We start from the raw sequence: 25393 nt of genomic DNA on the forward strand, positions 1-25393 counted from the left end.
GGCCCGGCGAAGCCCCGCGACACGCCGCCAGCGCTAACGGGGGTTCAGCTCCCAGCGGTAGGGGCTCCGGTCATTCGAGCCGCTGAGCCAGGGGTTGACCCGGAGGTAGTGCCGCCCCGCGCCGCGAGGCCGCACGTTGCCCGAGCCGGAGTCGGGGACGGGGGTCACTCCATCCGCCTCGAAGAGGGTGAAGACCGGGGGGTTGGAGTTGGCCCGCAGGCTGCGCACGGCGTAGGCGCGCGGCTCCAGCTCCAGCGCGAACCAGTCCACGTCGTCCCACGTGTCCAGCACGCCGTCGGCCCTCAAGGAGGGGCCGGGGACGGTCGTGGCGGCTTCGCGCGTGTCCCCGTGGTCATCCGGTCCCAGGTCGTCGATCCTCAGCACATAGGGGCTTTCGTTGACGACCACATCGAGGCCCACCTGGAAGACGATGGGCTCCGAGCGATCCGACTTGAAGAGGCCCTGCGTGGCGGAGAAGGCGCGCATCAGGTTCGTGGCGGGCTCCGCGGGTCGGAATGCTCCGAAAAGTCCGGAGGACACCTGGGGGGCGAAGGCCAGGCGGTAGACGTGTCCGGCCTCCACGTCCACGCGGAAGTAGTCCCGATCCGTGAAGGACGCGAAGTAGACCGGGATGGGGACGCCGACACTCGCGGGGACCGCATCCGCCACGCCCGTGCCTTGATCCGCGCCCAGGTCCACCACCTTGAACGTGTAAGGGACCGGGGCATGGGGACCGGCCTCCTTTCGAGGGGTGTTGTACACATACGCCCGCAGCAGGCCGTCCTGCGAGACGACAACGGGTTGCCCCAGCTCGCGGTCCGGGAAGCGGATGGAGGCGGCGCCACAGCCGCTCGGCGCGGCGCTGTCGCAGGCGAGGTTGTACGCGTGGCCCGCCTTCGCGGGGAAGCTGAACCAGTCCAGGTCGAAGCGAGTCCCCAGCACGCCCGTGAGCGCCGTGTCGAACGTGGCCAGGGGCGTGGCGTGGGCCGAGTCATCTCCGTGGTCATCCGCTCCCAGGTCCTGGAGGGTGCACTGGTAGTCCGCGGTGTCCGAGGGCGCGGCGGTGCCCACCCACAGCAGATAGGACCCCGCGGGCAGCTTCACCTCCGCGGTGCGGCCGCCATCCTCGTCGCGTTGGAGCTTCTGGCCCGTCCCCCATCCCCCGGCCGCTCGGATGTCCGCCACCAGCTCCGGGCCCGTGCAGTGCGCCCGGTACACGTGCTGCTCCAACGTGGTGAAGGCGAACGCATCCGTGTCGCCATGGAAGTCGATGCGGCCCGTGAAGGGCGTCCCGTCCGTGGAGACGCTGGCCGCGTGCTGCTCCAGCGTGCCCTCCGGGTCCTCCACCTCCAGGAGCGAGAACGTGTACGCACCCCTGTCGAAGGAGTACCCGCCCGGCCACGCGGCCAGCTCCGCGGTGCGCAGGCCCGCGGTGTAGAGCGTGAGGGTGAGCACGGTGGCGCGGCCCTCGTAGCTCACCCGTGCGGGTTCGTACGGAGCGCCAAACCAGGGACTGATGGCCAGGTCGCACCACTGGAAGGCTTCCGGGATGCAGGTGAAGCGGTACGTGCGGCCGGCCTCCCCGGCGAAGGTGAATCGGTCGGTGTCGCCGCGATGCAGCCATCCGGACTCGGGGCCCACGGGCAGGCTGCGCATCTGGGGGCCAGGGGTCGGGAGATCGTCGAAGTCGCCTTCCTCATCCACTTCGCAGACCGAACCGGCCTCTTCATCCACCGGCCCGCAGCGGCACGCGGCCACGCCGCCCGCGCTGGTGCAGTAGCCCGCGGTGCAGTGCACGCCGGCGCAGACGCGTTCAACCTCTTCGAAGGAGGGGACGGCGGGGACGGACGGCTGTTCAGGGCCGCAGCCAGACAGCAGCGACGCGGCCACCAGGGCATGGAGAGCGGAAGAGAGGGCGCGCATGGTCGGTGACATCAAAGGGGGAGGAGTTCGAGGACGTAGGCGTCCGGGGCGGAGAAGGTGCCGAACACGTCGGCCCGTACGAAGTGCCGTCCGGCGGCGCGTGGCACCCAGGCGCCCCGGGCCGTGTCCCAGGGCACGGGTGTCACGCCGTCTGCTTCGAACAGCAGGAACTTCGTGTCGCGCGAGGTGATGCGCGGGGCATGGGGCCGAGCCTCCAAGACCAGCGAGAACCCATCCACGTCCGTGCTGGCATCCAGCACGCCACTGACCCGAAGCGCATCGCCCACGTCCGTCGCCTCTTCAGGCGTGCCCGCGTGGTCATCCACGCCCACGTCCTGCACGCGCAGCAGGTACTTCGCCCGGGGGCCGGAGACGCGCAGCAGCACGGTGGCGTCGGCGTCGACCAGGAAGCGCTGGACCTTCGCGATGTCGTAGCGGGTGAGGCTCTGCGATGGGGATGCGAGCAGGAGGGCCTCCACGGAGGCCCCGTCCACCTGGACGGTGTACACGTGCCCCGCCTGGGCTTCGAAGCGGAAGAAGTCCTCGTCCCCGGCAGGGGTGAGGTAGCCCGTGAGGGGCACGTCCGCGGTCACGCGCACCGCGTCCCGCGGGCCCGCGCCTTGATCCGCGCCCAGGTCCAGCAGCGTGAGCGCGTAGACGCCTGGGGTCCCCTGTCCCTCCACCTTCACCCGGAGCCGGGTGTCGCTGGCGACGCCCACGGGCGCGGGGAGTTCATTCCCTCGCGCGTCGAGGATGCGGGCGTCGCGGCAGGGGCTGAAGGTGGGCGTGTCGCAGCGCAGCGCGTAGGCATGGCCCGCGCGGGCGAGGAAGGTGAACGCGTCCAGGTCGTATCCGAGCTGGATGGCGCCCGTCAGCGGGACGCTGTCGCCCTCGGGCAGCGGGGTCGCGGTGGCCCACGCGTCTCCGTGGTCGTCCACGCCCAGGTCTTCCAGCGAGCATGCATAGGCAAGAGAGGTGGTGCGGTCGCTGACGAGCTGGAAGACGTAGCGGCCGGTGCGCGTCGCCAGGGCCCTGCCTGTCCAGCCGTCGCCGCTGACTCCGATGCTGAGTTTCGCGAGGCTGTCCTCATCGGGGCCCGTCAGCCTGGCCGTGATGCCGCGTTCGAGGTTGGCGGCGCCCGTGCAGTGCGCGGAGAAGGCGTGGCCCGCCTGCATGTCGAAGGCGAACGTGTCCGTGTCCGGTCCTGCCTGGAGCAGTCCCGGGACCGCCGGTCCGCCGGGAGTGAGGCGCGTGGCGTTGGCGGCGTCGGGCGCATGGTCGTCGGGGCGTTCGCTGAAGGCGTACCGGAAGGTGCCGGTGCTCCCCACGGGCCGCGCGCTCACGTAGGCGAAGTGGCTGTCCGGGCGGGTGCTCCGGAAGTGGACATGCGTGGTGCTCCCCTCCTGCTCAACGAACCCCTCGGTCTCATTCCCGCTGCGCAGGTACACATCGCAGGACTCGAAACCCTCCGCGGTGCAGGAGAAGGTGTAGATGCGGCCGGGCTCCGTCCTGAGCGCATAGCCGCGCCAGGGGACGTCCTCGCCCAGGCGGATGAGCTCCCCCGTCCGGGGTGGGGTGGGCGCGACCAGCGTTTCATAGGGCAGCCCCAGCCAGCCGCAGCTCCGGTCCTCATCGCAGGGATTGGGCTGGTAGCACCTCAGGTCCTCGCAGGGGCCCTCGGAGCAGCTGGAGGCGGACAGCGCGAGCAATGCAAGACAGAGGGTGCGGACGGTCATGCGCGAGGACCCTGGAAGGGAAGGGGGCGCACCGTACCGAAGCGCGTGTCGGGCGGACACTCGCGGGCGCGCCAGTGGGCCAGATGCTTGCGCCGCGAAAGCAACTCAGAGGACAGGCCCAGGGGGCCCCCCTCCTTTGGGGAGGGCGTTGGCGGGGCGTGCGCGCTAGGGTGCCGGGGCGATGAGTGACGCGAGCCGTGAGCCGGCGCCGAAGCTGACCCTGGAGGTGCGGGACCTGCACAAGTCGTTTGGTGGGCAGGCCGCGCTGCGGGGCGTGGACCTGGTGGTGCCGGAGGGGACGACCTGCGTGCTGATGGGGGTGTCCGGTTCAGGCAAGACGGTGCTGATGAAGCACATCATGGGCCTGATGCGGCCGGACCGGGGCGTGGTGCTGGTGGAGGGCGACGAGGTGGCGAAGATGGATGAGCCGTCGCTCAACCAGATGCGCCGCAAGCTGGGCATCCTCTTCCAGGCCAACGCGCTCTTCGACTCGCTCAACGTCTACGACAACGTGGCGTTCCCGCTGCGTGAGCGCACGAAGATGCCCGAGCCCGAAATCACGAAGACGGTGAACGAGACGCTGGCGAAGGTGGGCCTGTCGCACGCGGCCACGCGCTTCCCGGGCGAGCTCTCCGGCGGCATGCAGAAGCGCGTGGGCTTCGCGCGCGCCACCATCCTCCAGCCGAAGATCCTGCTCTACGACGACCCCACGGCGGGCCTGGATCCGCTCACCACGGCGGCGGTGAATGAAATCATCACCACGGGCAAGCAGCAGCTGGGCGCCACGTCGCTGGTGATTACACCGGACGTGGCCTCCGCGTTCGGCATGGCGGACCACCTGGCGCTGATGCACGAGGGCCGTGTCGTCGAGTACGGCCCGCCGGACCACTTCCGGCAGTCGCAGCATCCGGAGGTGAAGGCGTTCCTGCGCAATTGGTTGCGGCGGCGCTCGGCGCAGGCTCCGACCTGAGCCTTTATTTCCTGAAGCCTTGTATGAGAGGCTTCAGGCGCCCGGGGGCCGGCGGGTTCGTGATGGAAGCAGGTATTGCATGTCCCGCCGGAAGCTTCGCCCCGTGTTCTCGCGTCTGTGGTTGCTCGCGCCCGTCACGGCCCTGGGGATGGGGTGTTCCTCGACGTGGGGGTGTGACTCGGATGGCCACACGTCGCAGAGCACGTTCCCCATTCCCGCGATGCTGTTGGATGGAGGGACGCCGACGCAGGCCACGGCCTGCGAGGAGCTGTGCGCGAGCTACGGCGCCAAGGCTCCCTGCTCTCTATCGAAGTCCACGGAGGACAAGCTCGAACCGGACCAGGTGAGCTGCGAAACGCTGTTCATCTGCGAGGGCCGCCGGCCGGAGGGGCTGTGCAGCGACGGGGCCGTGGCCGTGGAGGTCCCGGCGTTGGGGGCGCTCTTCGCGAGGATGGCGCACCTGGAGGCCGCGTCGGTGCCTGCCTTTGAGAGGCTCGCGGACGAGCTGGCCGCGCACGGCGCGCCGGAGCGGCTGGTGCGGGCCGCGAGGCGGTCCGCGAAGGAGGAGGTGCGTCACGCGAGGGCGATGGAGGCCCTGGCGCTGCGGCACGGCGCTCCCATTCCGGAGTTGAAGGTGGCCCCCTTCCAGGCCCGGTCGCTGGAGGCGCTCGCGCTGGAGAACGCGGTGGAGGGCTGCGTGCGTGAGACGTTCGGGGCGCTGCTCGCGGGCTGGCAGGCGAGGAGCGCGGAGGACGCGCAGGTGCGCGAGTCCCTGGCGGCCATCGCGCCGGACGAGCAGCGGCACGCGGAGCTGTCGTGGGCGATTGACGCCTGGGCCCTGGAGCAGCTGTCCCCGGAGGCGCGCGAGCGGGTGGAGGAGGCCCGCCGCGAAGCCTGGCGTGAGCTGGAGCGCGACGCCGCGGCGAGCCTCGTACCGGACGCCGTGGCCCGGGCCTCGGGACTGCCCTCCGCGCGGATGGCCCAGCGGCTGGTGAGGGAGCTGGCGTTCTCGCTGATGCCCCAGGCCCACGCGTAACCGCCCAGGATGCGCCGCTCCTGAGTCACAGGGGCGGCAGCTTCTCCAACAGCCCCGAGCGCGACAGCCACAGCATCAGCGCGAAGCTGATGGTGTTGAACGCCGCGTGCGCGACCATCAAGGGCAGCAGCCGCCCGCGATACCAGAAGACGACGCCGAACCACGCGCCCATCACGAATGTCTGGAAGACCGCGAGCGTGCCCTCGTAGAAGTGCCCCACGCAGAAGAGCACCGCGGCGCAAAGCACCGCCGGCACCCAGCCGCCCAGCACCACCCGCAGCCGGGGCACCAGGAAGCCGCGGAAGACGAACTCCTCGAAGCCCGTCACCACCACCATGATGGCCGCGAAGGCCGGCACGCCCAGGCCCGTGTCCAGCAGCGCCGCCGCCACGCCCTTGCGCGCCAGCAGCTCCTTGCCCGCCAGCTTCAACGCCACCGCGACCGCCGCCAGTGGCACCGACACCGCGATGTGCACCGCGTACGTGCCCGCGAGCACCGGCACGCCCAGCAGCAGCTCCCGCGCCCAACCCTCGCGCACCAGCCCCACCTGCGCGGGCCCCTGCCCATCGCGCCACAGCAGCACCGCCACCAACAGGCACATGCCCAGCGCCCGGATGACCAGCGGCGCCATGGACAGCGAGAAGCCCTTCGTCACCTCCGCGTCCGTCGCCACCCAGGCCCCCGCGCCCGTGCCGCCCAACGCCACGAGCAGCCCCACCACGCCCCACCACGCCCCCTGGCGCGTGGACTCCCAGGGCCTCAGCAGGGCCAGCCCCCAGGCCAGGAGCGCCACCCCGACCGCCACCGTGGCCGCCAGTCCCAGCCGCCCCACCGTCGAGGGGCCCAGCACGGCGAAGAACACGAACGCCGCTTCCGACAGCGCCTGGCGCCGCGGCGGCGCCTTCTCCAGCAGCACGGCGACATCACCACGCAGGGGCGTCATACGTCCTCGGGCAGGTACAGGGTGACGCCGATCTCGTGGTCGAAGAGGGCGCGCGACTTCGCCATCTTTCCCACCGCCACCAGCAGCTCGTTGACGAAGGCATAGCGCTGCACGAACGCGTTCCTCCGGTCCTTCCAGCCGTGGGAGTCGAAGAGATAATAGGCATCGCCATTCCGGATGACGGACACGGTATAGCCGCCGAGCACCAGCGCCACCCCCATCCGCTCGCCCTGCCTCAAGAGCGACGCCAGCTCCTGGCCCAGGGTGTCCCGGTGGCTGGTGCCCGCGCCGGCTTGGAAGAGGCCTCGCAGCCGGATCTCCTCCTCGGGAATCTCCAGCGGGTTGTAGTAGGGCGCCTGGGGCTGCAAGACGATGGGATCCACCATCCCACCGCACGACAGCGCCAACGCCTGCATCAGCTCGGTCTCGTCCTCCGTCGCCGTGTTCATCCGCTGATAGAGCGCCGTGCCTTCCAGCAGGATGTTGTCGATGCGTTCGGTGTCCAGCTCTCCCCCGTGCGCCAGCACCGCGGCGATCCCCAGCACCGCCATCGCGGAGCAGGCGGTCCGTCCTCCCGGGACCTGGAACTGGTTGACGCTGCCCTGAACGCAGCCGACGAGCGACGGGGGAGGCGAGCCCGTGGACCGCTGCTTCTCCAGGTAGCCGCTCAGCAGCTCGATGATCTCCTGCTGCAGCTCCTGCGTCAGCTTCTCCTTGCCGGTGCGGGAGCCCGTCGACGCCGTCTGGCGGGTCCCCAGCTTGACCTGCGAGTACGTCTCCGACTCAGGGGTGAGATCGAAGCTCCGCGGACGGATGCCAATCTGCTGGAGCGCCCGGTAGGCATTGCGGAACAGCAGCGCGAACTGCTCCAGGGCGTGGGGGCTGTTCAGCACGGAGGCGGTCTCCACCTGGGCGCAGATGCCGAAGAACTCGCTCAGGTGCTGCTGGGTCACGCTCTGGGAGTTCGCCTTCCAGCGCGGATACTGCCCGTCGGGTTCGAAGGAGACGCCCCGGATGGCGATCGCGGCCGGCGAGTTCAGGGCCTTGACGATCAACACGCACAGCCGCTGCGCCAGCCGGAGGCCATCCTCCTGCAACCGCGTCAGCAGGGGGATCAGCTCTCGGAGCGAGGACAGCAGCTCGTCCACGGCCTGCTTCTGGAGCTCCCACACCTCCAGTTGGGCCTGGGACTGGCGCGTGCCCAGGGACTCGGAGATGAGTTGCCAGTTCCGGGCCCACTTCTCGGAGAAGGGCGAGTCGCAGAAGATGCCGCCGGTGGGCGCGTGGTCGCTCGTCTGGGCCCAGAAGTTCAGCGCCTGGTGGTTCGGATCCACCGGCAGCAGTCCCTTGACAGGAGAGAAGATGCCGGTGTGATGCAGGGCGAAGGCCCGGCTGATGACGAAGAAGTCGGCGCGCTTGTTGAGCTTGAACTTGTCGCCCACCTGGTCCCAGTCCTTGATGTAGCCCTTCCGCTTGAACTGCTCCTGGTTCTTCTTCGAGTTCACGCTGCGATAGGTCTGCGAGGACTGGTTCGACGCCGAGACAGGCACCGACAGCGTCAGCCCCAGGGTGTCCGCCTTCACGTGGAAGAGGTCGTCCCACTGGCGGCTCTTCGTGTCGGAGTTCACCGCCACCGTGGCTTCAGGGTCGATGTAGTAGTCGCCCGCGATGATCCACGGCTCGCCGGTGTTCTGGGAGACATGCTGGAAGAAGCCGGACACCTGCTCGTATTCCCCCATGCGGCCCAGCCCCTGCCCCGCGGGGGACGTATGGACCACGCCGATGTGCACGTCGTGCTTGCCGATGCGCAGGTCGTGGACCACGACCGGGCGCCAGGGGAGGTGGCGCGCGTTGAGCAGCCGGTATTGCTCCCTGCGCTCCTTGAGCAGCGTGGGGTACTTCGTCGTCCAGCCCTTGGGCGCCTTGGTGTATTCGACGGGCTTGGCCCACTGGATGGGTTCGGTGGAGCGGTCGCTGGAGCGCCGCTTCACCTCGCCGCCGCTGAAGGCGCGCCAGCTGCTATCGGTGCAGCAGCTCGTCCTGAAGATGATGGGGTACCACTCACACTGGCTCTTCCCGAGCGTCCAGGTCTCCTCGTCCGTATCGGACATGGAGCTCTCATCGTCGGAGTCCTCGTCCTCGCTGTCGTCATCCTCCGAGGCCTTCTGGCCCTTGTATTTCGGGTAGACCGCCTGCATCTGCGGCCCCAGCACCAGGGTGAGCCCGTGTCCCTTGAAGTCGATGGACTTCAGGAGGGGGAGCGCCTTCTTGTTGATCTCCTGGAGCACCAGCACGTCCAACCAGGGGTTCTGCTCGAAGAGGCGCAAGAGGAGGTCCTTCTTGGCCTTGGCTGTCTTCTGGCTGAAGTGGTTGATGTTGAAGGTGCCGACCCCCAGGTCCAGTCCGGCCTCCTCCTCATGGACCTCCTCCCTGCGCAGGGAGGGAGGCGGCTCCTGGGGCGAGGACGTCATCGACGGCGAATGCTTCCGCTTCTTGAAAGGGAGGAGGTGGTTGGGGAGCGGGGTCTTGAAGGTCTCCAGCTTCCTTCGCGCCAGCACGGAGCGCTGGGACTCCTTGGCATCCCGCTGTCGGAAGGCCTTTCCTCCACGGATGGTGTAGCTCCCGTACCGCGTGGACTTCCGGTGCTTCGGAATGCCTCGGGGGACCTCCTTCATCGACCCGGTGCCCATGCATCCCCTGCACCTCACGGGCCTGAGCATGAAGGCGGCGTGGTAGCCGCAGATGGTGCAGTAGAACCGCATGCCTGCCCTCTGGGGGCACATGCGTGGGCCCCGCGAATGGCTCCACCATATCGCTCATCTCCGGGCCCGACGTGTTACGAGCCTGTCCATGGCGAAAACCCTCCCCGAGCGTCCGCGCGCGGTCCTCGTTGGTGTCCAGCTTCCCGGCGTCACGGACGAGGCGCATGCCGCGGATCTCGCGGAGCTGCGTCGGCTGGTGCACACATTGGGGTTCGACTCCGTGGCGACGGTGTCCCAGCGCCGGGAGCGGCTGGCCACCGGCACGGTGCTCGGCTCAGGCAAGCTCAAGGAGCTGGCCGCGCTCACCGGAGGCACCGGCCTCATCCCGTCCGGCGCGCAGGGCAAGGCTTCGAAGGCCCGTGAGAAGTGGGAGGCCGAAGCCGACGGGGAGCCGGAGGACGCGGACGCTCCTGGCGACGATGACGCGGAGGACCCTTTCGAGGAGGCCGAGGATGCTCCGGAGGCGACCGCCCTGGAGCCGGGCCCCAGGCCCACGGTGGTGGTCGTGGACCACGAGCTGTCACCCAGCCAGCTGCGCAATCTGGAGCGGGCCACGGGCGCGCAGGTGCTGGACCGCGCGGGCGTGATTGTCGACATCTTCCACCGGCACGCGAAGAGCCACGAGGCGCGGATGCAGGTGGAGATCGCCCGGCTCAACTACCTGGCCCCGCGCCTGCGCGAGTCCTCGGGAGGCCGCGAGCGCCAGCAGGGCCGCGGCTCGGGAGACTCGGCGGTGGAGTTGGACCGCCGCAAGATTCGCGACCGGCTGGCGGAGCTGCGCGAGGGGCTGGCGGCCATCCAGAAGGACCAGGACCAGCGCCGCTACGCGCGCCGCGACCAGCTGCGCGTGGCGCTGGTGGGCTACACGAACGCGGGCAAGTCCTCGCTGATGCGGGCGCTGACGGGCAGCGCGGTGCTGGTGGCGGATCAGCTCTTCGCGACGCTGGACACGACGGTGCGCGCGATGCAGCCGGAGACCCGGCCGCGCATCTTGGTCTCGGACACGGTGGGCTTCATCCAGAAGCTGCCGCACGACCTGGTGGCGTCGTTCCGCTCGACGCTGGACGAGGCGCTGGAGGCGTCGCTGCTGCTCTACGTGGTGGACGCGTCCGACCCCACCTGGGCCGCGCAGCTGGACGTCACCCGCACGGTGCTCCGGGAGATTGGCGCGGACGTGGTGCCCGGCAGGCTGCTCTTCAACAAGGTGGACCGGCTGGACGCGGCGGCGCAGGACGCGCTGCGGGCGGAACACCCCGAGGCCATCCTCGTGTCCGCGCATCGGCCGGACGACGTGGCGATGCTGCGCAAGGACATCATCGCCTTCTTCGAGGCCTCCATGGTGGAGGCGGACCTGGTGATTCCGTACGCCCGGCAGGCGCGCATCGGCGAGGTGTATGAACACACCACGGTGGTGTCGCAGGCCTACGACGAGCTGGGCAGCCGGCTGCGCGTGCGCGGGTTGCCGGGCGCCATCGCCCGGCTCACCCGGTCGTTGCAGGACTGAGGCCTCAGCGCACCACGGGCACGGTGATGGGGTCCTTGTCGTCCACGGTGACCTCCACCTTGCCCACGCGCCACAGCACCGGCTGGAACGTGAGCTTCAGCACGTGGCCGTTCGCGCTCTCCAGCAGGGCCGTGCCTTCCTTGGGCAGGTAGTCGCCGACTTCGTACAGGACGGACGTGAGCGTGAGGCGGTCCGTGCCGCCGGGCCCCGTCAGCTCGCCTGGACCGTCGAACAGCAGCGACGCGCCGCCGATGAGGGGCAGTCCCTGGCGCATGCCCACGCGGCTGTGGATGTGGAACGTGTGCCCTTCTCGGCCCGGCACGTCGCCCTCCACCTCCGCGAACAGGTGCGTCTCGTCTGAACAGGTGCCATAGCCCACCTTCGCCTGGAGCGGCTGGCCGTCCACGGCCAGCCCGCGCAGGTCGGCGTTCAGCTCCATCAGGTCCTCGCCGCCGCGATACTCCAGCACCGCGTGTCCGGTGAAGCGCAGGCCGTGCACGTCACAGCCGCCGGCGGGGAACGACACGACGACCGCGTCGGTGACGTCATCCACCGGCCGCACGGTGGCCGTCGCGCAGGAGATGCGGGAGGACAGGCCTTCCGCGGCGTGGCCCAGGAAGGCGCGCCGGGGCTCGCCGCAGGTGTACACGGGCATCAGCCCCAGCGCCTCGAACGCGCCACGCACCTGGTGCGCGGAGGCCGCCACCCGCCCCACGCGCGCCGTCGCGTCTTCCACTTCCTCCTTCGTGGGGAGGTTGCCTCCACAGGCGCTGGTGGCGAGGACGGCGAGGGCAAGGCAGGCGGTGCGACGCATGAAGGGCTCCAGGGAGGGTGCGGCGCCACTGCTTCCTCGCGGCGGACCGTGCCCTGGCCTTGAGCAACCGTCGTGCCCTCCTCAACCCCATGAATCTCCAGGCAAAGGGGCTCCCCTGACCCCGGTGGACGTGTGCAGTGCGCTGCGCAACCAGGGGCGGTCATGTCGGGACCGCCGCTCATGACGCCCGTGTCGCGCTCGCGGCGGCGGCGCGCGCCCACGCGGTCGCGGCGCCGGTCAGGTCCCCTCGTTCGGAGCCTCATCGTCGGAGGCGTCCTCATCATCAGGAGCTGCTTCGTCCTCATCCTCGAGCGCGCCTTCCGCGTCCAGGTCCTCCGCCTCCAGCGGCTCCACCTCCTCCGGTGATGGCTCCGCGCCGGAGGGCTCCGGCACGGCGGTGCCCAGCGGGTAGATGACCAGGTGGCGCAGGGGTTCGCTGCCCACGCTGATGGCTTCCAGGTGGTTCCTCACGACCAGCGTGTGCTGCAGCTTGCGCAGGCGTGACGGCCGAGGCGGGAGCGGCACGGAGACGCCTTCCACGAGCACGCGCTGGATGCCCTGCTCCGCGTCCGCGACGGCGGCGTGCACGTCGCGTGGATCCACACCCTCCAGCAGGTGGAACTCGGTGCGCAGCGCGCGGCGGATCTCCGTGGCGCTGTTGCGCTTGATGGCCAGCACCCGCGCCCCCGCGCGCTCGGACGCGCGGCGCAGGCGGGGAGAGTTGGCGCGGCTTCGCAACGTGAGCACCAGCTCCGCGTTCTCCGGCCGCCCCACCACGAGGGCCTCCACCGGCAGGTCGCGCAGCACGCGCTCCAGCAGCTCGCGGCTCACCGCGTGCGCCGCGATGCGCGTGGGCCCTGGCTTCGGAGCGCCCAGCGCCGGGGTGCCCTTGGGCACGCGTCCACCCGGCGGCGTGGCCTCCACGACCTCCGTGGGCACGTCCACGTGCACGGCGCCGTCCTGCTGCCGGCGGCGCTCCCCGCCCACCTCCGCGCCCGTGAGCAGCCGGTCCACCGCGCCGCCCGTGTCACGGTGAACGCGCACCTCCTCGCGGCTCACCATCTCCACCACGATGTCGAAGGTCGGCGCTCCCTTGCGCTCGGTCACGGTCTTCTGCGTGCCCCGGCGTCGCGCCTCGTCGTCGCTCAGCGTGACGGTGTGCACGCCGCCCACGAGGTCGGAGAGCGTGGGGTTCAGCACCAGGTTCTGCAAGGTGTTGCCGTGCGCGGTCGCCACCAACTGCACGCCGCGCTCCGCGATGGTGCGCGCGGCGGCGGCCTCCGCGGCGGTGCCAATCTCATCCACCACGATGGCCTCGGGCATGTGGTTCTCCACCGCCTCGATCATCACGTCGTGCTGCCGGTCCGGCCGGCTCACCTGCATGCGCCGCGCGCCGCCAATGCCCGGGTGCGGGATGTCCCCGTCGCCGCCAATCTCATTGGACGTGTCCACCACCATCACGCGCTTGCCCAGCGAGTCCGCGAGCACGCGCGCCACCTCGCGCAGCTTCGTCGTCTTGCCCACGCCGGGCCGTCCGAGCAGCAGCAGGTTCCGCCCCGACTCCACCAGGTCGCGCAGCATGTCGATGGTGCCCTGGATGGCCCGCCCCACGCGCAGCGTGAGCCCCACCACGCGCCCCTGCCGGTTGCGGATGGCCGACACGCGGTGGAGCGTGCGCTCGATGCCCGCGCGGTTGTCCCCGCCCGGCTCACCCACCCGGGCGAGCACCGCCTGCAACGCCTCTTGCTCCACGGGCGCGTCCGACAAGCGCGCCACGCCGCTCACCAGCCGTGCTTCCGGAGGGCGGCCCAAATCCATCACCACCTCCAACAGCTCCGCTTCGGGGAGCCGGCGCACCGCCTCCTGGAGCGGCGCGGGGAGGATCGCGACCAGCAGGGCGAAGTCGTCGTGGGAGGGGGGCGGAGTCTCGGGAGGGCGGCGGTCCATGGCGATGCAGGTTCTTTAGCCTCGGACCGGCGTCGCGGGGCCCCCTGCTTCCGCTTCCGGGAGTCCCGGAAGAGCCCGTTTTCTACGGGCATCCCACGATTTACCTACCCAGAGTGGAGTCCTAATAAGCCCTGAGTCTCGGGTATTTGCGTTCCAATGCAGCTATAGCGTATATTTCACAGTGTACCTGGAAGGAATGTGCTTCAGACATCCTTACAAGGGCCTTGGAAGGCAGGAGGCGCGCATGGCGGAAGGCAAACTGAAGGCACTTGTGGTGGACGATGACCCACTTGTGCTCGAACTGGTGGAGCGTTCCATCAGCCGTTACGGCTTCGATGTCGTCACCACGCGCGCGGCGCTGGGCGTGGCGAACATGCTGCGCACGCACCAGCCGGACATCGTGCTCCTGGACGTGAACATCCCGGCGCTCAGCGGGGATCGCATCCTGGGCGTGGTGCGCCAGTTCGCGGGGCCGGACACGCTGTTCATCCTGTATTCGTCCATGGACGAGTCTCGGCTGCGCGAGCTGGTGCGGGCCTCGGGAGCGGACGGCTACATCCCGAAGGGCGTCACCGGTCCGGAGCTGGCGTTGAAGCTTTCGGGCATGCACCACAAGCGGATGGCGAACCGGCCTTCCCCCGTGGAGCCGTCGCTTCAGGGTGAAGTGGGGGCGTCCCAGTCCCAGAGCACCACGGCCCAGGTGTCGCTGGCGTCGCGGTAGGTGTGGACGGTCTCGAACCCGACCCGCGCGTGCGCGCGCAGAGAGCGGGTGTTGCGCACCGAGACCTCCGTGATGACGCAGTCGAACCGCTCGCGAAGCCGCGCGCGGTGCTGGTGGTAGAGCGCGTCGAACAGGCCTGTCCCCCGGTGGGCCTTGTCGACGCACACCTGTCCCATCACATAGAAGCGCTGGTCCTTGAGCGGACGGCCGCGGTGTTCGAGCTGCTCGATGAGCGCGAACATCGGCTCCAGGATGGGGACGAGCGCACGGCACTCGCGGGGCATGACCAGGGCGTACGCGACGACCTCGGAGCCCTGGAGGGCGATGACGCTGGGAGCGAGCGCGTGCATGCGCTCCAGCGTGGTCAGGTCGTGCTGGACGGTGACGAAGCCCTGCGCCCGCTGCTCCTCCGAGGAGAGCACCGGGGGCAGGTTCCGGCGCTGCAGGGCGAGCACCTGCTCCAGCTCTTCTGGGGACTGCACGGCCCGGACGTCGTACGGAAGCGGCATGGGGCCGGAGCATAGGTCCGCGTGAACGTCCTGGGCGCCGGATGTGGCCCAGGCGGTTCAGCGCTCGCGGCCTGCCTGGTCCCGGCGCGCTTCGGCCATGGCACGGAGCTGGTCGCGCAGCTGGTGCCGCGCGTGGAAGAGCCAGGAGCCCACCGTGGTCGCTGGAGCGCCCAGCCGGCGGCCGATCTCCTCATGGCGAAGCCCCTCCGCCTGGAGCTCGAACGTGCGGCGCAGGTTGTAGGGCAGGGCGGAGACCGCCTCCCGGAACTGCGCCTCGGTGAGGTGGTCCCACAGCTCTGGCGGAGGCGCGTCCGGCTCTTCGAAGAGCGTGTGCACGTTGTCCTGGGTGATGGCGGCCGCGGGCTGCGGGCTCTGGCCGCGGCACTGGTCCAGGAAGCGGCTGTGCAGCACCCGCACCAGCCATGCGCGCCGTTCAGGCTCTGGATCATGCTGGAGGGTGTCCCACTTGAGCAGCGCTCGGAGCAGCACGTCCTGCACCAGGTCGTCGCAAGCCCTGCCACGCGTTCCACAGAGCTTCCGGCAGATCGCCATCAGGATGGGCTGATGCCGGACCGCGAAGTCTGCGTACTCCATGTCGGAGCGATCCAGTTCTTCTCTTATCATCGAACGGCCCCCCAGTGCCGGTCCCATATAGATAACGCTATAGGTCTGATTCCTTTGAGATGGCGTAAAGCCTTGCAGGTTGGATGTGGTGGGTTGGTAGCCTTTGTGAGAGGAATGGCGGCGGATGGGGCGCCCGGTGGTTTCCTCCCCCGCCCGCCCCGAATGCGCTGGGCTTCATGCGCCCTGGAGGTAGGGTCGCGTGGATGACACGCACCGCGAAGACGCCCGCATCGGTGGTCCTGGGAGAGGTCGAGCTGCCTGAGGGGGTGTTGCTCATCCTGGACCCGGGCCTGGCGCGCTTCTGGCGGCATGACGCGGAGCCTGCGTCGCCCCGGAAGAAGGCACCGGCGGAGTACGACCTGCGCCTCGCGGGGCCGGACGCGGAGGCGGCGGGACGGGCGTACGACCGCGAGTTCGATCCGCGCTTCCTCTTCGACCGGGAGGACGCGGCGGAGGCCGCGGAGCACTTCGCCGGGTTCGCGCGGGAGCGGGGCTTCGACGCGCGCGCGGAGGTGTTGCCGGAGCGCGTTCCGCACACCGAGCGAGCGCGGCTCGCGTTGGAGGCGGGTGGGGGGCTGGGGGTGGCGAAGTACAACGGCCTGTGGGCGGTGGTGGCGGGGGCGCTGCCCCGGGGCCGCGCGTTGCAAGTGGTGGGGATGCCGATGCCGCCCGGGGAGTTTGGAGGGCGCTGGCGCTCCATCGACGTGGTGGTGGACGGCGAGGCGAAGGCGGTCCGCTCCGAGGAAGTGGCGGGGGTGATGGTGGACCACGGCCAGCTCTTGTTCGCCGGACTGGGCCCGATGGGGCACTTCCGCATGTGGGAGCCGGAGGACGGGCTGGCGGACTACGTGTTCCACGGCAGGGACGCGCCCGCGCTGGCGAAGGAGCTGGGCGCGAGCGACCTGGGGGGCGGGCTGTTTGGATGGAGGGACCTGCCCCTGGAGCGGGTGGGGGAGAAGGCGACGCCGTTGCAGGAGCGCATCGAGAAGGACTCGCTCGCGGTGGGCGTGGACTACCGGCCGCACTGCAACCTGGAGAAGTTGAACGCGGGGCTGCGCGCGAGCGCGGAGGACGCGGCGTCGCTCGTGCTCGACGGTGCGCGGGTGGTGGGGTGCGGGAACCGATGGGGAGACGGGGTCTTCGCGGTCAGCCGGCACTTCGACGCGAAGGGCAGGGTGGTGCGCGTCCGGGTGGAGCTGGGCACGGAGGAGCGGCAGCGGCTGCTGCGCCGGATGCAGCTCCGGCAGCGCGGCGCGATTGTCACCCGGGCCATCCTGGATGACGGTGAACCCATCCGCTTCGCGGAGCGCATGAAGCCCAGCAACGCGCAAGACAGCGGCTGGGCGTTCTCTTCAGGCGTGGAGGATGCGGCCTACATGAAGAAGGCCTCGAACCTGGTGGTGGTGTCGCTGCGGTCGTTGCTGGGCCGGTGCAAGGAGTTGGATGCCATCCTGGACGCGCCGGTGGGCGCGGTGTTCCGGCGCGAGGGCGACGGGTTCATTCCTGACGTGTGACTCATGTCGAGACAGGGACTCGCGAATGGTGAATGGCGCGGGAGGGGTTTTCCTACGCCGCTCGGGAAGACTCTGCGGCGAAATGTGTGTGGCGCCAGTCGAGTGCTCCACTCACTCGAGGCTCAAGGCGCGCATCCGAGCCTTGAGCGTGTTGGGAGCGATCCCCAGGTCTGACGCCGCCCGGGTCTTGTTGCCCTGGTTGCGGCGAAGGCTCTCGCTGATGTCCTCTTTGGTCAGATCTCCTGGGCGCTTGCGTGGCGGAGGATAAGGGATGGCCCTAATGGATGTGTGTGTCTTGGGCTGAGCGGCCTTGGGGGATGCGCCGAATCCCTGCTCTCGCTTGGAGAGGTAGGTCTTGACTGCCTCAAGGGTGATCATCATCTTCGCTGCGCCCACGCCATCGATGTCACGAATGGCTGCTGCCCGAGACACGACAGCCCTGATGGTAGCCTCGAGCTCTCGAATCTGACCGGGCCATTCAGCCTTCTGCAGATGAGCCAGCGCATCGCTCGTGAGCTCAGCGTCATATTGCTGCCCGACGAAGAGCTGATGCAGAAAACCATCGATCAAGACGGGAATGTCTTCCCGACGTTCTTCCAGAGAGGGCAGGACGATGACGTCGCCTGCGGCAAGACGCTGAGCCAGATCAGGTCGCAGCTCAGTCTCCTGAAGTGGAGTCTTCGATGCGGAAACGAGCCTGAAGCGGGGGGGTGGATCTCTGAAATCAGGGGGCGCACCCAAAGGAGCAAAACTTCCTGAACCTTCCAGGATGTCGATAAGGAAGTCCTGGGCGATTGGGGGCAGGAACTCCACTTCATCGAGGAAGAGAGTGCCCCCATTGGCACTGAAGAACTTCCCAATCCGGGGCATGACGGCCCCCGTAAAGGCACCTTTGACGTGTCCGAGCAGTTCACTGCTGAGGGAGTTGACGTCGGTGGGGAGGCGGCCACAGTTCAGGATGACGAAATTACCGGTGGCCCGACTTTGGGTGTGGATCTCCCGGGCAATGAAGGTCTTGCCTGTACCGGATCGGCCGAGGATAAACACGGGCAGCTGATGCCGGGAGCAGATACTGACAGCGAGCTCAAGCTGCTTGGTCGCAGGTGAGCGTGACTTCGTGGTCCGAGGGTCGGCAAGAAGCCCGCGAGGCGCTTCCGCGAGGAGCGTGATGCGGCTCCTCCCGTTGCCGAGCAGGATGGTGTGCCCGGCTTCCACTACATAGTCCTCCGCGGAGGGGATGATCAGTGATGATTCCCGTTCGTCGCCTTGCCGTTGCCAGTCCCCCTCATGGAGGAAGCTTCGATTCCTGGAGTTCAGGTCTCTGTAGACCCAACGGTCGTCCTCTCGAAACGAGAGACGACCGTGTTGGCGCGATACCGCGTCATGCGGAAAGACGACAGTGGACTCAGGTGCTCGACCGAACACGTATGAGCGGTCTGGGTACAGCGGGACGAGAAGATCATCGATGCCTTCTCGTTCGACGCGGAGCGCCTTGGGCTCGCGGTAGGTGATCCTGGCGGAGTCGTCGGAGGTGTCACCTTGCTCATCCAGGAGCTGGGTCTGCTTCTCCTTCTTCGGGCGAAAATTACGAGTGGATTCCCGGCTGGTCATGGAGTGGCTCAAGTAATGGGGAGCTGCGGCCCAGCAGATTCATTCGAGGGCAGTGGGATGGGGCGCCCAGGGCTCCTCCAGGCTCCAATGGCCCCCTCATGCTTCCGTCGGCCTGACTGCTCCTGCCAGGGCCCTCGTCAATATTGATAGCAGCTTTGATCGGTGGCGCGGTGCGCCGGGGCTGATTGTTGGTTGTCCGAGCGTAAGTGCCTGAAATGACTGCCTGTCGTCCATGTCAGTAGGTCGGCACAGCCTGTGCTTAGTGCCTAGGCATGCGGTGCTCAGGACGCCGCTGCCGCTCCCCGAATAGCGAAGAGGACGCCATGAAGATCAATCCCAAGGTCGTGATCAAGCTCGTGAAGCTCGCGGTTCAGATCGCGGAGGTGATCATCAATAAGAAGTAGAGGCCATTGCGGATGGGTAGCCGGACTGTTCCTTTGTTGGTTGTGCGGGCGCGTCCGGCATCAATGCAATCTGAATGGATTGGTAGGCAAGCTCTTGGGGTAAAGAATGCTCGACATCATCGTGGGACAGCGTGGGGTCAGTCGCTCGAAGCGCGGAACCTTCGAAGTTCGTGAAGTCTTTGTCGGCCGTAGCGATGCTTGTGACTTGCATCTTGGGGATGGAACCGTTTCGGGCGTGCATTGCCGACTGGTGGCAATCGCTGGGGCAGCGGTCGTCATGGATGAGCGGTCGACCAATGGAACTTGGGTCAACGGAGTCAAGATTAGCCATCCTGTGGTGATCACGTTCGGCGATGAGCTTCGCATCGGCCCGTATGTGCTGCGGATTCAGTCGCTTGCTGGGGGAGGTGCTAGGGCTTCGACGCAGCGCGAAAAGCCATCTTCCACAACTTTCCCAACCGATTCCTATGCTGCAGTGGAGCCAAGGTTCTGGGAGGTGCTCTCCATTGGAGTCGGCTCTTCACTTCAAGATGCCCGAGCTGCCTACTATCGATTGATCGCTCAATATCATCCGGACAAGGTTGCTCATCTTGGAAACGAGCTGAGGGAGTTGGCGGCCAGCAAGTGCCGGGAGATCAATGCAGCCTGGGAGCAGGCGAGTCAGGTGTGCAGATGACGGGGCCGGGGCGGCGCGAGGGAAGCTGATGCGTGGTGTCCCGGCGGGATGGGGGACCCGTTCATTCCCGACGCGTAACTCTCAGATTTCTGGGAGGAGTGAGGTGTGCCTTCATGGCAAGGGTGCGGAATCGTTCTGAAGACCCGCTGGTCCGCGCATTGCTGGGAGCCTTGCGAAGTCATTCGGACGAAGGAGCCACGATGCGCTGGATGCAGATGCTGGGATGTTGCCTGACAGTCATGAGCTTGTCGGCCTGTGGTTCGGATGACGCGGGGAAACAGGGACGGCTGGTGCTGCGCGATGCGCAGTCGCTGGACCTGGCGCAGGAGTGTGGTGTGGACCTGCCCCAGTGTCCCCAAGGCACCGCCTGCATCGCGTTCAAGATCGAGGGGACGCTTCGGGTGCGGTGCGTGGATGAATCCAAGGTGTGTGGAGAGATCGTGTCATGCACCGGCGGCACCGAGTGCGCAATCCTGACCTCGTATCCCGGTCAGGTCATCTGCTCTGGCAAGTGCACGTCTGACTGCGACTCAGCCGTGTCCAACACCCCGTGAGTCTGTATGACGTTGTGAGTGGGGATGGGGCTGTACGTCCTGCCCTCTATTGTTCAGGATAGGAAACGAACCCGCTCCAAGGCTGGACGCCTTTTCCTTGAACTATATACATCGCGTCCCTGACTTGCTCCGTGGGGGCTGTGATGCGGAACTCCAGCAACATCATCCAGTTGTGCGTGGTGTTGCTCGTCACGGCGTGTGGCGGAGCAACCGCTCAGCGCGATCCGGCGGACGCGCAGGGTGAGGATGCGCCCGGGGCGGCCACGTCGGAGCTCTTGAGCTGCGGTCTGATCATCACCCGGGTGGTCAACCCCGGGGTCCCACTCACCTATACCATTCGGGTGCAGCGGGTGAACTGCACCGTGCCCCCCGAGTCCGTGGTGCTGGGCAACTCCATTGGCCATGACCCGGTGCTGTCGTTGGTCAGCAGCGAGCTGGGAGCCGTCGCCACCTACACGCAGAAGCAGAGCGTCAGTGGCAGTTCGCCCGTCACCCTCGGAGTGGTTCACGTCGACCCGGAGACGCTGGCCATCGTCAGGAGTACGAACCTGGCCGTGTACCTGGGGCGCGGCAACATCTCCTCGGGCACTCCGCGAATCGAAGCGGATGGAACGACCCTGACGGTGAGCGGCACCAAGAGTGGTGTCCTCCTGGGGGAGGTTGGCGGCGGAAGTCATTACGTCGCCACATACCCAGACTTCTTCACGAGCACGCTGGCTCCGACCCTCGTGGCTTACTGAGCGCGAAGGCGCGGTTGAAGCAGGGTCAGTAAGGGTAATCCCGTATGCGTCTGCGGTCGACGCGTGCGCGTCAGTCTGGAACGCAAAAGACAATCAAGAATGGCGGTGTGCTGGGCCCCGTTCGAGGGGGGCTCCCTGGAAAACACAGCGGCACGAGAGCTGCTTTGTTGTTTGAACGAACCGGACCCGTCCCCGCGTCCTGGTTCCCAACCCGTGGTTGGAAAACCCTCCAACCACCATTTGAAAGGGCGTCAAAGATGACTGCGTATGTCGTTCAGAATCAGTGGGGTGGTTCGGGTGCCCCGTGGAATCCGGGCGGTCTCTGGGTCATCGGCAGCCGGCCCGGCCAGGGCGTCGTCGCGCTCAACGTCACGTCCAGCGACGGCGGCAAGACGCTGACGGGGACCATGACCTACAACGGTGAGGGCCCCATCGGCTTCCGCGGCACCCTGTCCGACGGCAACAACTACACGGTGGAGAACCAGTGGGGCGGCTCCTCCGCGCCCTGGCAGCCCGGCGGTGTCTGGGTCCTCGGCGCTCGGAAGGGCCAGCACATCGTCGCGCTCAACGTCACGTCCAGCGATGGCGGCAACACGCTGCTCGGCACCACGACCTACAACGGCGAGGGCCCCATCGGCTTCCGGAGCGAGCAGTCCAACGGCGGCGCGTACACGGTGGAGAACCAGTGGGGAGGCGCCTCCGCGCCCTGGCAGCCCGGTGGTGTCTGGGTCCTCGGCGCTCGGAAGGGCCAGAACGTCGTCGCGGTCGCGGTCACGTCCAGCGACGGCGGCAAGACGCTGACGGGGACCATGACCTACAACGGTGAGGGCCCCATCGGCTTCCGCGGCACCCTGTCCGACGGCAACAACTACACGGTGGAGAACCAGTGGGGCGGCTCCTCCGCGCCCTGGCAGCCCGGCGGGCTCTGGATCATCGGCGCCCGGCAGAACCAGAACGTCGTGGCCCTCAACTTCACCTCCCCGGATGGTGGGAAGGCCCTGACGGGGACCACGACCTACAACGGTGAAGGCCCCATCGGCTTCCGCGGCAAGTTGAACTGACCCCCACGTATCAAGAGCAGCCCCACCGGGCGGCCCCGCTTCAGGGTCGCCCGGATGCGCGGCGTTCAGCGCGGCGACAGGTACTCGGTGATCGCGTAGGTCCAGAGCTCCGTCGCGAGCGTGAGCGCGGAGACGCCGTGCTCGACCTCGGCGTCGAGCCCATCCCGCGACACGCTGAAGGTGTGTCCGGTGGGCACCGCCGAGGAGAAATACTTCAGGGCGATGCGCTCCGGACTGGGGGCGGTCATGCGAATGCCCGGAGGGACCGCACCCGCATCCGGAACCGGTGGCATCGAGTGGAAGAAGATCTCCACCTGTCGACCCTGGTGCTGGCCACGGATGCTGAAGAGCGCCAGGGAGGTCTCTTGAAGGGGCGCCCACTCACGCTCCGTGAGCGCGGCCAGCTCGGAGGTCTGGAGCCTCGGACGACCGCTCTCGGGAGCGCGCACTTCCAGCCGTGCCGCGACCTCCCGGAGCGCTTCGTGGAGGGCGCGGGCGGCCTCGTACCACCTGCTGAACCGGGTCGGCGTCTCGGCCCGTGACGCTTCCATGTCGGGCTCGAGGACCTCACCGGCCGCTCGTTCGTACTCGTCGAAGCGCCGCTCCACCCCGTCGAGCGTCAGCTCCACCAGCGCGGTGATGTCGCTCGAATGGGAGGACTGGAGCGCCGCGTGATACCGCGCACGGTCCTCGACCCTCAGCGCGATGGGGGGATAGTGCTCCCGCATCAGCAGCAGGTTGGCGAGCAGTCTCCCTGTCCGGCCGTTCCCATCCGTGAAGGGATGAATCGCCGCGAACCACGCATGCGCGATGGAGGAGGCGACCACCGGATGCTCGGTCCTGACTCCCGCCAGCCACGCGCCGAAAGTCCGCATCGCTTCGGGCACGTGGGTCGCTTCGGGAGGCACATGCGGTGTGCCCTCCATCCTCAGGTTGAGCCGCCGGTACACCCCCGCGTCCAGGGGCTCGATGCCGCGCAGGACGATGCCGTGCAGCTCGCGCACGTCCTGCTCACCCGGAGCCGTGTCCTCGCGGGACCGGGTCTCGATGAGGTCGAGCGCATGCGCGAGGTTCACCGCCTCGAAATGGTCCTTCAGGGGCGTGCCCGCGATGACGATGCCATCCTTCAGCACCGCGTGGGTTTCAGGCAGGGTCAGCCGGTTCCCTCCCATCGCATTCGAGTGGTACGCGTGCTCGCTCCGGAACGCGTGCCGCAGACTCTCCAGCGCCGAGGGCGGAGTCCTGGCGCAACGCAGCCGCCGCAGCCGCTCGGTCGCTTGCCGAAGCCTGGGCTCGATGCGCTCGCTCCACCGGTACGGATCCACGGCACGCACCTCCAGTTCCCACGATAAGCACTCGCTTCAACCGGCCCGTCCACCATCGTGGCCTTTCACCCTGCGGACCTCGGCGGCGCCGGTTCGTGCACATTGCAACCCGGGCCCGGGGATGGCTCGCGCAACTCCCCGGAACATCTGGGCTCGACCTGGGGTCGCCCCGGTACGGCGGATGCAAAAGCCCCTCGGGTCATGACCTTCGAATACGCCGCGGGGATCGCGCTCGCGCTCCTGCTGACCGTCTATCTCGTCTACGCCCTGCTCCTGCCAGAGCGCTTCTAGGTGCCCGCCATGACCCTCATTGGCTGGCTTCAGATCCTGTTGTTCTTCGCCGCGGTCCTCGCGTTGACGAAACCCGTGGGCCTCTACCTCTTCCACGTCTTCGAGTCCCCCACCCAGCCCCTGCCCCGAGTGCTCGGCCCCGTCGAGCGCGTCCTCCTGCGCCTGTGCGGCGTGGACCGCGCGCGGGAGCAGACGTGGGGGCGGTACACCGCCGCCCTGCTCGCCTTCAGCGCCATGAGCGTCGTGGGCCTCTACGTCCTCCAGCGGCTCCAGCACGTGCTCCCGTTCAATCCCCAGCACCTGCCCGCGGTGGGCCCGGCGCTCGCGTTCAACACCGCCGCCAGCTTCACCTCCAACACCAACTGGCAGTCGTACGCCGGTGAATCCACGATGAGCTACGCCACCCAGATGGTGGGCCTCACGTGGCAGAACTTCGCCTCCGCCGCCGCGGGCATGGGCGTGGCGCTCGCCCTGGCGCGAGGCCTCACCCGCCGGCCCGGCCCGGACGGCCACAAGACCCTGGGCAACTTCTGGGTCGACCTGGTGCGCGGCACCCTCTACGTGCTCTTGCCCCTGAGCTTCCTGGTCGCCCTGTTCTTCGTGTCCCAGGGCGTGCTCCAGAACCTCTCGCCGTACCACCCGGTCACCACCGTGGAGGGCGTGAAGCAGACGCTCGCCTTCGGGCCCGTGGCGTCGCAGGAGGCCATCAAGATGCTGGGCACCAACGGCGGCGGCTTCTTCAACGCCAACAGCGCCCATCCCTTCGAGAACCCCACCCCCCTCACCAACTTCGTCCAGCTGCTGCTCATCTTCGTCATCCCCGCGGGCCTCACGCACACCTACGGGAAGATGACCGGCGACACGAAGCAGGGCTGGGCCCTCTTCGCCGCCATGTCCGTCCTCTTCCTCGTGGGCGCTGGCGCCAGCTACGCCGCCGAATCCCACGCCAACCCCGCGCTCGCGTCCGCCCACGTCCTCCAGGACGGGAACCTGGAGGGCAAGGAGGCCCGCTTCGGCGTCGCGGCCTCCACCCTGTTCGCCACCGTCACCACCGACGCGTCGTGCGGCGCGGTGAACTCCATGCACGACAGCTTCACCGCGCTGGGCGGACTGGTGCCGCTGGTCAACATGCAGCTGGGCGAGGTCATCTTCGGCGGCGTGGGCGCGGGCCTCTACGGCATCCTGGTGATGGCGGTGCTCGCGGTCTTCATCGCCGGCCTGATGGTGGGCCGCACCCCGGAGTTCCTGGGCAAGAAGATCGAAGCGCGCGAGATGAAGCTCGCGATGCTGTACGTGCTCGTCTTCCCGCTGGTCGCCCTGGGGTTGTCCGCCGTGGGCGCGGTGCTGCCGCAGGGCACGTCGTCGCTCAACAACGCGGGCCCGCACGGCCTGTCGGAGATCCTCTACGCGTACACCAGCGGCGTCGCCAACAACGGCAGCGCCTTCGCCGGCCTCAACGCGAACACGTCGTTCTGGAACATCAGCCTGGGCATGGCGATGCTCGCGGGCCGCTTCCTGATGATGGTGCCGGTGCTGGCGCTGGCGGGGTCGCTCGTGGGCAAGAAGGTCGTGCCCCCCGGCCCCGGCACCTTCCCCACCCAGGGCGTGCTCTTCACCGGCCTGCTCGTGAGCGTCGTCGTCATCGTGGGTGCGCTGACGTTCTTCCCCGCGCTGTCCCTGGGCCCCATCGTCGAGCACTTCCTCGGCGCGGCCGGAAAGGTGTACTGA

At 68.3% G+C, this 25393-nt stretch carries 21 protein-coding genes; 11 read left to right on the plus strand and 10 right to left on the minus strand.

The annotated features are described in order from the left end of the window. Positions 1-33: 33 nt before the first annotated feature. Both GTY96_RS11765 and GTY96_RS11770 read right to left on the minus strand, forming a co-directional pair. Positions 34-1923: a hypothetical protein gene (locus tag GTY96_RS11765; RefSeq protein WP_161664759.1), complete on the minus strand. Its 1890-nt coding sequence runs from the start codon at positions 1921-1923 to the stop codon at positions 34-36. Between the two features lie 11 nt (positions 1924-1934). Further along, positions 1935-3659 (minus strand): hypothetical protein, encoded by a 1725-nt coding sequence (locus GTY96_RS11770; protein WP_161664760.1) that lies wholly within the window; start codon positions 3657-3659, stop codon positions 1935-1937. A 181-nt stretch (positions 3660-3840) separates the two neighbouring features. Here GTY96_RS11770 and GTY96_RS11775 point away from each other — a divergent pair, with 181 nt between their 5' ends. Further along, on the plus strand, positions 3841-4629 hold the full coding sequence (locus tag GTY96_RS11775; RefSeq protein WP_143906546.1) for an ABC transporter ATP-binding protein: 789 nt from the start codon (positions 3841-3843) through the stop codon (positions 4627-4629). 103 nt (positions 4630-4732) lie between these two features. Further along, the gene (locus GTY96_RS11780; RefSeq protein ID WP_161664761.1) at positions 4733-5665 is read left to right on the plus strand and encodes a hypothetical protein; all 933 of its coding nucleotides are present in this window, start codon (positions 4733-4735) and stop codon (positions 5663-5665) included. A 25-nt stretch (positions 5666-5690) separates the two neighbouring features. On the opposite strand, the gene GTY96_RS11785 is transcribed toward GTY96_RS11780, so the two are convergent. Then, positions 5691-6599 carry a CPBP family intramembrane glutamic endopeptidase gene (locus GTY96_RS11785; RefSeq protein ID WP_143906640.1) on the minus strand — a complete coding sequence of 303 codons (909 nt, stop codon included), beginning with the start codon at positions 6597-6599 and terminating at the stop codon, positions 5691-5693. Positions 6600-6604: 5 nt separating this feature from the next. Continuing rightward, the gene (locus tag GTY96_RS11790) at positions 6605-9370 is read right to left on the minus strand and encodes a hypothetical protein (protein WP_161664762.1); all 2766 of its coding nucleotides are present in this window, start codon (positions 9368-9370) and stop codon (positions 6605-6607) included. 88 nt (positions 9371-9458) lie between these two features. Between GTY96_RS11790 and hflX the strand changes: the two genes are divergently transcribed. Then, positions 9459-10874: a GTPase HflX gene (gene hflX / locus GTY96_RS11795; protein WP_161664763.1), complete on the plus strand. Its 1416-nt coding sequence runs from the start codon at positions 9459-9461 to the stop codon at positions 10872-10874. A 4-nt stretch (positions 10875-10878) separates the two neighbouring features. Here hflX and GTY96_RS11800 read toward each other — a convergent pair whose 3' ends face one another. Next, positions 10879-11688, minus strand: coding sequence for a hypothetical protein (locus GTY96_RS11800; protein ID WP_161664764.1), 810 nt, complete (start codon positions 11686-11688; stop codon positions 10879-10881). Between the two features lie 237 nt (positions 11689-11925). After that, a complete protein-coding gene (locus GTY96_RS11805; protein ID WP_161664765.1) occupies positions 11926-13635 on the minus strand; it encodes a R3H domain-containing nucleic acid-binding protein in 1710 nt (569 codons plus the stop codon). A 244-nt stretch (positions 13636-13879) separates the two neighbouring features. Here GTY96_RS11805 and GTY96_RS11810 point away from each other — a divergent pair, with 244 nt between their 5' ends. Further along, complete coding sequence (locus GTY96_RS11810) at positions 13880-14356, plus strand: response regulator (RefSeq protein ID WP_143906535.1); 477 nt, start codon at positions 13880-13882, stop codon at positions 14354-14356. On the opposite strand, the gene GTY96_RS11815 is transcribed toward GTY96_RS11810, so the two are convergent. Together GTY96_RS11815 and GTY96_RS11820 are read right to left on the minus strand one after the other, a co-directional pair. Next, complete coding sequence (locus GTY96_RS11815; RefSeq protein WP_143906533.1) at positions 14290-14865, minus strand: GNAT family N-acetyltransferase; 576 nt, start codon at positions 14863-14865, stop codon at positions 14290-14292. The two genes, GTY96_RS11810 and GTY96_RS11815, sit on opposite strands and share 67 nt — an antisense overlap. A 57-nt stretch (positions 14866-14922) precedes the next feature. Further along, the gene (locus GTY96_RS11820; RefSeq protein WP_235685556.1) at positions 14923-15459 is read right to left on the minus strand and encodes an RNA polymerase sigma factor; all 537 of its coding nucleotides are present in this window, start codon (positions 15457-15459) and stop codon (positions 14923-14925) included. Between the two features lie 233 nt (positions 15460-15692). On the opposite strand from GTY96_RS11820, the gene GTY96_RS38225 reads away from it, so the two are divergent. Beyond that, positions 15693-17003 (plus strand): DUF2185 domain-containing protein, encoded by a 1311-nt coding sequence (locus GTY96_RS38225; RefSeq protein WP_143906531.1) that lies wholly within the window; start codon positions 15693-15695, stop codon positions 17001-17003. Positions 17004-17114: 111 nt separating this feature from the next. On the opposite strand, the gene GTY96_RS11830 is transcribed toward GTY96_RS38225, so the two are convergent. Continuing rightward, on the minus strand, positions 17115-18614 hold the full coding sequence (locus tag GTY96_RS11830; RefSeq protein ID WP_161664766.1) for a sigma 54-dependent Fis family transcriptional regulator: 1500 nt from the start codon (positions 18612-18614) through the stop codon (positions 17115-17117). 510 nt (positions 18615-19124) lie between these two features. Here GTY96_RS11830 and GTY96_RS11835 point away from each other — a divergent pair. From GTY96_RS11835 to GTY96_RS11850, 4 genes are all read left to right on the plus strand, one after another. Continuing rightward, positions 19125-19694, plus strand: coding sequence for an FHA domain-containing protein (locus GTY96_RS11835; protein ID WP_235685557.1), 570 nt, complete (start codon positions 19125-19127; stop codon positions 19692-19694). A gap of 239 nt (positions 19695-19933) precedes the next feature. Further along, a complete protein-coding gene (locus GTY96_RS11840; RefSeq protein WP_235685558.1) occupies positions 19934-20248 on the plus strand; it encodes a hypothetical protein in 315 nt (104 codons plus the stop codon). A 143-nt stretch (positions 20249-20391) separates the two neighbouring features. Beyond that, a complete protein-coding gene (locus GTY96_RS11845) occupies positions 20392-20988 on the plus strand; it encodes a hypothetical protein (RefSeq protein WP_235685559.1) in 597 nt (198 codons plus the stop codon). Positions 20989-21245: 257 nt separating this feature from the next. Continuing rightward, positions 21246-22049 carry a lectin OAA family protein gene (locus GTY96_RS11850; protein WP_161664768.1) on the plus strand — a complete coding sequence of 268 codons (804 nt, stop codon included), beginning with the start codon at positions 21246-21248 and terminating at the stop codon, positions 22047-22049. A 65-nt stretch (positions 22050-22114) separates the two neighbouring features. Here the strand turns inward: GTY96_RS11850 and GTY96_RS11855 are convergent, their stop codons facing one another. Then, positions 22115-23374 carry a Fic family protein gene (locus tag GTY96_RS11855; RefSeq protein WP_161664769.1) on the minus strand — a complete coding sequence of 420 codons (1260 nt, stop codon included), beginning with the start codon at positions 23372-23374 and terminating at the stop codon, positions 22115-22117. Positions 23375-23575: 201 nt separating this feature from the next. On the opposite strand from GTY96_RS11855, the gene kdpF reads away from it, so the two are divergent. Beyond that, complete coding sequence (gene kdpF, locus GTY96_RS11860) at positions 23576-23665, plus strand: K(+)-transporting ATPase subunit F (RefSeq protein ID WP_143906525.1); 90 nt, start codon at positions 23576-23578, stop codon at positions 23663-23665. A 9-nt stretch (positions 23666-23674) separates the two neighbouring features. After that, positions 23675-25393 (plus strand): potassium-transporting ATPase subunit KdpA, encoded by a 1719-nt coding sequence (kdpA, locus tag GTY96_RS11865; protein WP_161664770.1) that lies wholly within the window; start codon positions 23675-23677, stop codon positions 25391-25393.

It is taken from the genome of Corallococcus silvisoli (assembly GCF_009909145.1).
Taxonomy (GTDB): Bacteria; Myxococcota; Myxococcia; order Myxococcales; family Myxococcaceae; genus Corallococcus; species Corallococcus silvisoli.